This window comes from Streptomyces calvus, from assembly GCF_006782915.1.
GTDB classification, from domain to species: Bacteria; Actinomycetota; Actinomycetes; order Streptomycetales; family Streptomycetaceae; genus Streptomyces; species Streptomyces calvus.
On sequence record NZ_VCNP01000057.1, the window covers coordinates 44,681 to 51,533 of the forward strand.

A 6,853-nucleotide genomic window follows, 5' to 3' on the forward strand; every position below is an offset into this window, starting at 1 on the left:
GATTGGAGGTCCCGTCCACGCAAGGTGAGTGCTGATGCGCACACACCCTTCGGACGGGGACTCCCGCCTTTCCTTCTGGCAGCGCGTGCGTGCGTACGCCGTGCCGCCCTCCATGATCGAGACCGCGACCGCCCGCCGCCGCGTCGGCGACTGGGCCGGGGCGTGCGCCGCCGCGGGCATCGACACCGACCTCTGCCTGCGCCGCATCGCCCGCACCCACGGCCGGGACCTCGCGGCACAGGTCCGCGCCGACCTACGGCACTTGGCACCCGACCTGCTGCGCTGGCACATGCCGAGAATCGCCCCGGACGGACTCCTGCGCCCCGGCCTGACCATCGCCCTGGCCCGCTACGACGTCCCGGACCCCGGCGGGCCGCGCCCGGTGCACCTGGTCGTCCGGACACCGCCCGCCTGGGCGGCCGGCGGCCAGCGCATCGAGCTCACCCTGTGGGACGGCTCCCGGCTCCGCGACAGGGCCTGCTCCCACCCGCATCCGCGCCCCGGACCGCGCTTCCGCCTCGACCTCCACCGCCACCTGTGGGACGCCCGCCGCACGGACGAACTGCGCCACCGTTGCGGCGCGGACCGCCCGGACGACGACGCACCGGCCGAGCCGCCGGAGCTGCTGCCGCCCGGGCACCACTGCGCCGTCGACCGGTGGGCCGACGAGGCGCGGATCGTGCTGCGCGACGCCGGGCGCACCAGCGGTGCCGTCGCGGTACGGGCAGGCGGCGGACTCCGGCTGGTGCTGACCGTCGACGACGACGGACCCGTGCCCCCGGGTGCGCGGATCCGCCCACCGGACTCCACCGCCCGAGGCCCCGCGCTGCCGGTCCTGCCCGACGCGGCCACCCACGTCCTGCCCGACCTCGAACTGCTCCGGAACGGCGCGATCGAGGCCGGCCGGCTGCATCCGCTGGTCGCCGCCGCCCTCGCACCGGGCCGCACGGCGACCGGCCCACCCCCGCCACCGGACCGTCCGGGCCAACCCCACCTCGTGGACTGCCGCGGCGCACGGCACCGCATCGGCCTGGTCGACGGCGTCCTCGTCCCCCTGGACCACGACCCGGACGAGATCCGCCGCGAGGAACTGCTGGCCGCGCTCACCGGCCCGCCCCTGCCCTGCGTCCAGGCCATCGACCGGGCACACCGCCGCCCGGACTGCCTCACCGGGGTACGCGAACGACTGGCGCACGGCGACACCGCCGGTGCGCTCGCCGTCGTCGAAAACCTGCTGGGACCCCGTGCGCGCCTGCGCGGCGGACCCCTGAAGGACGCGCTCCAGGCAGCCGCGGAACGCCGGATCGCCTACGGCCTGTACCGGACCGGTCTGCACGGACCCGCACCCGACCGCCTCCGCCCGGCCGTTCCCCGACCGCGCCGCCTGCGCGACCGCACGCGCCACGCGACCCTCACCTGACACCCCGGGGACCGCCGTCCCCGTGCCCCACCCACTCGTGCACCACCGACACACCCACAGGTGATCACCCATGCCCACGCACACCCCTTCCCCCGCCGCACGGCTCGACGTCGCCGGTGACCTGCTGACCCTCCTGCGCGACACCACCACCGAACCCCGCCCCGACACCCAGCTGGAGGCCCTCACCCTCGCCGTCGCCGCCGACCTGCCCGTCCTGCTCTGGGGCGAGCCGGGCATCGGCAAGACGGCCGCGCTCACCCAGTTGGCCACCGCCCTCGACCTGCCCCTGACCACCGTGATCGCCAGCGTCCACGAACCGTCCGACTTCTCGGGGCTGCCCATCGTCGGCGACGACCCCGCCGAACAGGGCGTCCCCATGGCCCCGCCGGACTGGGCCGTTCGCCTGGTACGGGCCGGCCGGGGCCTGCTCTTCCTCGACGAGCTGTCCACCGCGCCCCCCGCCGTCCAGGCGGCCCTGCTGCGCCTGGTGCTGGAACGGCGGATCGGCGCCCTGCGGCTGCCGCCCGGCGTGCGGATCGTGGCCGCGGCCAATCCGCGGGCCTCGGCGGCCGACGGGTGGGAACTCAGCCCGCCGCTCGCGAACCGCTTCGTGCACCTCCGGTGGGCCCACGACCACGAGGTCGTCGTCCGCGGCCTCGGCGGCACCTGGCCGCACGCCACCCTGCCCGGGCTCGACCCCGGGAAGCTCCGCGACGCCGTGGACTTCGCCCGTCGTGCCGTGTGCCGGTTCCTCACCGCCCGGCCGCCGCTGGTGCACCGGCTGCCCAGCAGCGAGACCCGGAGGGGCGGCCCCTGGCCCTCCCCGCGCAGCTGGGAGATGACCCTGCACCTGATCGCGTTCGCGGCCGCCGCCGGCTCCTCCCGAGACGTCCTGTCCCTGCTGGTGCGCGGCACCGTCGGCGACGGGCCGGGCCTCGAACTGCTCGCGAGCCTGGACCGCATGGACCTTCCCGACCCCGAGGTGCTGCTCGCCGACCCGGCCGGCGCAGAGCTGCCCGAACGCGGCGATCTGCGCCAGGCCGTGCTCGACGCCGTGGTGGCGGCCGTGCGCGCCCGCCCGGAGAAGTCCCGCTGGGACGCGGCCTGGGCGCTCCTGGCCCGCGCGGTCGACACCGGCGCGCTCGACGTGGTGGTCGTCCCCGCCACCACCCTCGCCACCCTGCGCCGCGAGGACTGGGACGTACCGGTGACGATCGACCGGCTCACCTCGGCCGTGGACCTGTCCCGGCGGGCCGACCGGGCCGCCGTCGCGGCGCGGGCCGGCCGATGACCGCGCCCGCGCCGCAGACACCGGCCCCCGCACTCGACCTCGACAAGCTCCTCGCCGCCCGGCTGCACGCCGCCCGCGCCCGGCCCTACCTCGCCACGGCACTGTTCGCCCTGCACGTAGTGGAGTCCCGGCACGTCCCCACCATGGCCGTCGACCGGCACTGGCGGTGCTATGTCTCGCCTGCCTTCGTGGACCGCATGCCCGTGGTGGAACTGGCAGGCGTATGGGTGCACGAGGTGTCGCACCTGCTGCGCGACCACCACGGCCGCAGCGACCGGGTCGCCCGCGTACGCGAACTGCACGGCCCGGCCGAACGGCTGCGGATGAACATCGCCGCCGACTGCGAGATCAACGACGACGTGTACGGCGACGGGCTGCCGCGCCCCGCCGACGTGGTCCTGCCCCAGACGCTGGGACTGCCCGCCGGGGAGCTGATGGAGGACTACCTGCGCCAGTTCCGGCTGGGCCCGTACACCCAGGGCATGGTCTGGCTGGACTGCGGCAGCGGCGCCGACGGACTCGAACGCGAGTGGGACCTGGGTCCGGACGGCGCGCACGGCCTCAGCGAGCAGGAACGCGACGCTGTCCGCTTCCGGGTGGCGCAGGGCATCACCGCCCGGCCGGGCCGCGCGCCGAAGGGGTGGCGACGGTGGGCGGAGGAGGCTTTCCACCCTCCGCAGCCCTGGCGGGAGTTGCTGGGCGCGGCGCTGCGCTCGGCGGTCTCCGGATCCGGCGCGGGAGACGACTACAGCTACGGCCGGCCCGCCCGGCGGTCGGCCGGCGTACCGGGTGCCGTCCTGCCGAGCCTGCGCCGTACGCCGCCCCGGGTGTCGGTCGTCGTCGACACCTCCGGCTCGGTCAGCGACGGAGAGTTGGGCAGCGCGCTGCTGGAAGTGGCCGCGATCTCCCGCGCCGTGGGCGGCCGGCGCGACATGGTCACGGTGGTGCCCTGCGACGCGGCCGCCGGCGAGGTGCACCGGCTGTGCCGCGCCGAGGGGATCCCGCTGACGGGCGGCGGCGGCACGGACCTGCGCACCGGCTTCGCCCGGGCACTGGCGTCGCGGCCCCGGCCGGACGTCGTCGTCGTCCTGACCGACGGACAGACACCCTGGCCGGACGCGCGGCCGCCGTGCCGGACGGTCGTGGGGCTGTTCCCCCGGCAGCACTCCGGCTCGTCGGGGGACGACGAGAACAATCCCGACTACGTGCCGGACACCCCGCCCGACTGGGCCCGCGTGGTGACCATCGGCCCGGGACGGCCGGGCGCTCGGTGAGCGGCGACGGGCCCCGCTCAGGCCCGCGCGGTGCCCGGTGGCCGGTACGTCCATTCCCGGTCCGCGTCGGTGATCGGCCGCAGGACGCGGGCCGGGGTCCCGGCGACCACGGTCATCGGCGGCACGTCGGCGGTCACCACACCGCCCGCGCCGACGACCGAGCCCCGGCCCACGGTCACACCGGGCAGGAGAACGGCGCCGGCACCGATCCACACGTCGTCCTCGATGCGCACCGGCGCCGAGAACTGGCTGCCGTCCCGGCGCAGTTCGGGGTGGACGGGATGCCCGGTGGTGCTGATCGTGACGTGCGGTGCGAACATCACGCGGTCGCCGACGAACACCTCCACGTCGTCGACCAGCGTGAGCCCGAAGTTGACGTACACGTCGTCGCCGAGGTGCACATGACGGCCGTAGGCGACGTGGAGCGGGGGCTCGATCCACACACCCCGGCCCACCGAGCCGAGCAGTTCGCCGAGGAGGGCGCTGCGGGTCTCCTGGTCGCGCGGGCCGGTCGCGTTGTACCGCGCGGCGAGTTCCTTGCCGCGGAACCGTTCCTCCTCCAGCCGTCCGAGGCCGGGCGCCGAGTCGGTGTACAGCTCGTGGTGGGCCATGCGGCGGCGCACCTCGCGCTCCGCGGCGTCGTCGTGGGGCACTGGTTCTCCAGGATGTCGTGGGAGCGGCCCGGCCGCACCACCGGTGGCGGTGCGGCCGGGCGGAGAGGGCCGGACCGGTCAGTCCGTCACGTCCGTGACCGTCCAGCGCTGGTTGGCACCGGAGTTGGGCTGCCAGGTGGTGACCGCGGCGCCGTCGTGCGTGGCCTGTCCGCCGACCTCCAGCAGGCGACCGGTGGCCGCGTTGACCAGCGTCCAGGTGCCGTCACCCGTGGTCGACATGATCCATTCGGCGGCCGGGTCCCGCTCGCCGGTGTGCGGTTCGGCCACCGGGACGTCGTCCCGCACGGTCAGCCGCCTGCCGTCCACCGGGTTGGTGAACTCGTAGCGCTGGCGCACCCCGTCGTCGGGGCGCACCGCGCTCAGCCGCCACCGCTGGGCGGCGGAGCCGTCACCCGCGCCGATGACGAGGCCGGTGCCGTCGTCCGCGACGGTGACCGCCTTGCCGCTCTGCACACCGGTCAGGGTGTAGGTGCGGCCCTTGCGCAGCAGCGGCGCGTCCTGCGCGACACCCGAGACGCCCTTGATCACGAAGGACGTCACCGACTGGGCGGGCACGGTGAAGGTGGCCGCGCGGTCGCTGACCTTGACCGCGCCGTGCCGCTCCAGCTTGCCGTCGGCGCTGGTCACGACCGGTGTGACGGTGGCGTCCCGGCCGATGTGGCGGAACCCGGACAGGTCGAGGGTGACGGTGCGCGCCGAGGCGGTGCTGTTGACGTGGACCAGGGAGGCACCCCGGCCGTTGTCCGTCACGGCCGCCGCGCTGGAGGTGTCGTCCACCTTGATGAGCCGGTCGCCGGGCTTGATGAAGTGGGTGAAGTTGCGGGCCGTGTCGAACTTGGTGTTGGTGCGGACCGGGCAGGTTTCCAGGGTGTCCTGCGCGGTGCAGCTGAACGGCAGCTGGATCTCGCCCCAGTTGCCGCCCTTGGCCGACTCGCCGCCCGGCTTCATGTTGTCGAGGTCCTCGACGGGCTGCCAGAACACCCAGGCGCGGGGCTCCAGTTCCCGCAGGTCGTCCACGATGCGCTGGGCCAGGCCGAGACCGGGACGCATGTCGGTGAAGCTCTGCCCGTCACCCCAGTCGCCCTCGACCTCGCTCATCCACAGCCGCTTGTCCGCGGCCTTGGACAGGTCGCGCACGGTGGTGCGCTGACCGGTGCCGTAGGTGTGGACGTTCATCTGGTCGACGAGGTCACGGGCCTCGGGGGAGTAGCCGTTCCAGTTCCGCGCGAAGGTGGACGGGTTGGTCTCGTCCATCGCGGAGATGTCCGCCCCGGTCCTCGCCTCCTTCAGCGCGGGAGCGAGGGCGTGCAGCACCTTCTCCTGGAGTTCGGGGCCCATGTGGGCGCCCTCCTGGCGGCCGCCGACGGGTTCGCCGTCCGGGCCCAGGCGGGTGCTCCAGTAGGTGGTGTTCGGCTCATTGAACGGGTCGACGGTGTCGACCTCGATGCCGTGCGCCTGCTCCAGCCGCTTGGTGGCGCCCGCCACGTAGGCGGCGAAGTCCTCGACCGACTCGGACTTCAGCTGGTCGGCTCCGGCGTCGAACCCGCCGGAGACGTAGCCGCTGACCGTCATGAACCAGGGCGGGGAGTTGCTGAAGGTCTCCCAGTGGGTGATGTCCTTCTTGATGCGGTCCACCCACCAGCGCTGGGTGGCGTCGGCGTGCTCGTTCCAGTCTGCGGGATCCTCGGGGTCCCACCAGTCGGTGTCCTCGCGGGTGGTGCCCGCGGGTGCCTTCCACCAGCCCTCGACGGCGCCGCCGGCGCGCAGGTAGTCCTTCACGTCGGGGGCGTTGCCGCCGCCGATGTTGTAGCGGGCGATGTTCAGGGCGAGTCCGTCGTCGCCGAAGAGGAGCTGTGCGAGCTTCTCGCGGATCTCCGGCGGGTAGTCGCCGGTGGCGTTGGCGAACCAGACGAGGCTGGTGCCCCAGCCCTCGAACCGCTCCTGCTGGTAGGAGGGGTCGGGGCGCACGGTGACGGAGGGGAGGTCCGCGGCCTGTGCGGCGGACGTCGGACCGGGGACCAGGGCTGCCCCGGTGGCCAGGGCGGCGGTCAGGGCGGCGGCGGTGAGCAGCCGTCTGTTGCGGGTGCGGCGTGCCATCGGTGTGCTCCAGGCGGTGAGGTGTGGTCGCGCTCGGGCGGGGCCTCCCGCCGGCGTCGCCGCCGGCGGGGGGGGGGGGGCCCCGGGCGGGGGCGGG

At 74.9% G+C, this 6,853-nt stretch carries 5 protein-coding genes; 3 read left to right on the forward strand and 2 right to left on the reverse strand.

Annotation, left to right across the window (positions count from 1 at the left end; all coding sequences use genetic code 11):
- Nucleotides 1-34: 34 nt before the first annotated feature.
- From FGW31_RS33400 to FGW31_RS33410, 3 genes are all read left to right on the forward strand, one after another.
- A complete protein-coding gene (locus tag FGW31_RS33400; protein ID WP_142197353.1) occupies nucleotides 35-1,420 on the forward strand; it encodes a hypothetical protein in 1,386 nt (461 codons plus the stop codon).
- Nucleotides 1,421-1,490: 70 nt separating this feature from the next.
- Nucleotides 1,491-2,711 carry an AAA family ATPase gene (locus FGW31_RS33405; RefSeq protein ID WP_142197354.1) on the forward strand — a complete coding sequence of 407 codons (1,221 nt, stop codon included), beginning with the start codon at nucleotides 1,491-1,493 and terminating at the stop codon, nucleotides 2,709-2,711.
- A complete protein-coding gene (locus tag FGW31_RS33410; protein ID WP_142197355.1) occupies nucleotides 2,708-3,985 on the forward strand; it encodes a vWA domain-containing protein in 1,278 nt (425 codons plus the stop codon). The genes FGW31_RS33405 and FGW31_RS33410 overlap by 4 nt, the downstream gene beginning before the upstream one ends.
- A gap of 17 nt (nucleotides 3,986-4,002) precedes the next feature.
- Here FGW31_RS33410 and FGW31_RS33415 read toward each other — a convergent pair whose 3' ends face one another.
- Both FGW31_RS33415 and FGW31_RS33420 read right to left on the reverse strand, forming a co-directional pair.
- Entirely contained in the window at nucleotides 4,003-4,638 is a 636-nt protein-coding gene (locus FGW31_RS33415) for a sugar O-acetyltransferase (RefSeq protein WP_373303417.1), read from the reverse strand.
- 78 nt (nucleotides 4,639-4,716) lie between these two features.
- The gene (locus tag FGW31_RS33420) at nucleotides 4,717-6,756 is read right to left on the reverse strand and encodes an RICIN domain-containing protein (protein ID WP_142197356.1); all 2,040 of its coding nucleotides are present in this window, start codon (nucleotides 6,754-6,756) and stop codon (nucleotides 4,717-4,719) included.
- Between the last annotated feature and the right edge of the window lie 97 nt (nucleotides 6,757-6,853).

Excerpts from the sequence above, each read along its gene's own strand:
- FGW31_RS33400 (WP_142197353.1), top strand. The coding sequence starts at position 35 with ATGCGCACACACCCTTCGGACGGGGACTCCCGCCTTTCCTTCTGGCAG.
- FGW31_RS33405 (WP_142197354.1), top strand. The coding sequence starts at position 1,491 with ATGCCCACGCACACCCCTTCCCCCGCCGCACGGCTCGACGTCGCCGGT.
- FGW31_RS33410 (WP_142197355.1), top strand. The coding sequence starts at position 2,708 with ATGACCGCGCCCGCGCCGCAGACACCGGCCCCCGCACTCGACCTCGAC.
- FGW31_RS33420 (WP_142197356.1), bottom strand. The coding sequence starts at position 6,756 with ATGGCACGCCGCACCCGCAACAGACGGCTGCTCACCGCCGCCGCCCTG.